A 1,900-nucleotide genomic window follows, 5' to 3' on the forward strand; every position below is an offset into this window, starting at 1 on the left:
CTAGCAAAGCGGACCGGCTTCGCACTAGCTTCGCGTCGCCGCCCCAGCCCGCGGAGCCCGGAGTCACCCGGGCCAACGCCAGACACTGCCCTGCCTCCCAATCCATTAGCCCATAGCCACCTGGTCCAGTAACCGATAGTAACGTTGGCACTAAAGATGTGGCAGTGGCCGGTCCGTGGTAAAATTGAGCCAACACAAGGGAGTGAATTGGATGATCAAAGGCATCGGCGTGGATATTACCGATATTGCCCGCGTCCAGAAGGCGGCGGCGCGCCGGGACGGGTTTGCGCAACGGGTCTTGACCCCGGCGGAACTCGCCGTTTACCAGACGTTAACGGAGAAGCGCCAGGCTGAATACCTCACCGGCCGCTTTTCTGCCAAGGAATCTTACAGCAAGGCGTACGGCACGGGCTTCGGGCCCATCTCGTTCCAAGACATTGAGATCCTGGACAACGCCCAGGGCCGGCCGGTGGTCACCAAGCATCCCTTCGCCGGTCCTGCGCACGTGTCGATTTCTCATACCGACACGCTGGCGATGACCGAAGTGATTTTAGAGAGAAGTGACAGTTGATGGTAGTGGGGAATTTGCGCCCAGCACGGGTGACGGTGGATCTGGCCGCCATTCGGCATAACGTCCAGGAAGAAATGCAGCGGCTGGCCGGTAAGAGCGCGCTGTTTGCAGTGGTCAAGGCGGACGGCTACGGCCACGGCGCGGTCGCCGTCGCCCAAGCGTGTCAGCAGGCCGGCGCGACCGGTTTTTGCGTGGCCCTGCTGGACGAGGCGTTGGAATTGCGGGCGGCCCATTTCACTGAGCCCATTTTGGTGCTGGGCATTACGCCGCCGGAACAGGCGGCAATCGCCGCGGCCAATGACGTGTCCTTGACCTTTGGCAGTTTAAGCTGGCTGACGGCCGCTGCCGAAGACTTGCAGGCTCGGACCAACACTCCGCTGAAGGTGCACATTGCCTTGGACACCGGCATGGGCCGGATCGGGTTCCGGAATGCAGCTGACCTGCGGGACGCTGCTGATTATCTGGCGGCCCACCAGGACCTCTTTCTCACTGAAGGGGTCTTCACCCACTTCGCCACCGCCGATGAGAAAGATACAACGTATTTCCAGCAGCAGGCCCAGAAGTTCAATGGCTTAGTGGCAGTGCTGCCCAAGAAGCCGCGTTACGTGCACGTCTCGAACTCAGCTACCAGTCTGTGGCACGCGGCGTGCAATGGCAACATGATCCGCTTCGGCGTGGCGCTCTATGGCTTGAATCCGTCCGGGCGGGGCATACCCGAACTGCCGTATCCGTTGCAGCCGGCGCTGAGCTTGACCAGTGAGCTGACCTTCGTGAAGCAGATCCACGCCGGCGATGCAGTCAGCTACGGGGCCACATACAAGGCGCAAGGCGACGAATGGATCGGGACCGTGCCGCTGGGTTACGCCGACGGCTGGCTGCGCCGGTTACAAGGATTCCACGTCCTGGTCAACGGGGTACCCTGCGAGATCGTCGGCCGAATCTGCATGGACCAGTTTATGATTCGGCTCCCGGAGAACACCCCGGTGGGCACCACCGTCACGCTGGTGGGCAGTGACCACGGTGAAACGATTAGCATGCAGGATGTCGCTGATTATTCTCACACGATCCACTACGAGTTGTGCTGCATCTTGACACAGCGCCTGCCGCGCAGGTATATTAACCGCTAAGCAACAGAATGATAAGTATTGGTTTGGGAAATACTGGGACGGGATACCATACGGAAATGACGCAGTGCCGTGCGTCGAGTGAAGCAAAGAGATTGGGACAAGATTCATATTTCGACATACCGAGTGCCAACGCGTAGCAAGCGTGGGCAAAACGGGCTCAGTGGTGAAATCATTCTTGGCGGCTTTGCCGCCTAGAATGAGG

General features: G+C 59.7%; 2 protein-coding genes. Both read left to right on the forward strand.

Annotated elements, in window-relative coordinates; all coding sequences use genetic code 11:
* The first annotated feature begins 211 nt into the window (after window positions 1-211).
* Window positions 212-571, forward strand: a complete 360-nt coding sequence (gene acpS / locus L248_RS13385; RefSeq protein ID WP_040536895.1) for a holo-ACP synthase — start codon at window positions 212-214, stop codon at window positions 569-571.
* The gene (alr, locus tag L248_RS13390; protein WP_040536896.1) at window positions 571-1,698 is read left to right on the forward strand and encodes an alanine racemase; all 1,128 of its coding nucleotides are present in this window, start codon (window positions 571-573) and stop codon (window positions 1,696-1,698) included. Before acpS ends, alr begins: the two co-directional genes overlap by 1 nt.
* Window positions 1,699-1,900 lie beyond the last annotated feature (202 nt).

Origin of the sequence: Schleiferilactobacillus shenzhenensis LY-73, assembly GCF_000469325.1 — a bacterium.
Classification (GTDB): domain Bacteria; phylum Bacillota; class Bacilli; order Lactobacillales; family Lactobacillaceae; genus Schleiferilactobacillus; species Schleiferilactobacillus shenzhenensis.

What these genes read in the sequence shown, in the direction of transcription:
- acpS (WP_040536895.1), top strand. Translation starts at nt 212, where the DNA reads ATGATCAAAGGCATCGGCGTGGATATTACCGATATTGCCCGCGTCCAG.
- alr (WP_040536896.1), top strand. Translation starts at nt 571, where the DNA reads ATGGTAGTGGGGAATTTGCGCCCAGCACGGGTGACGGTGGATCTGGCC.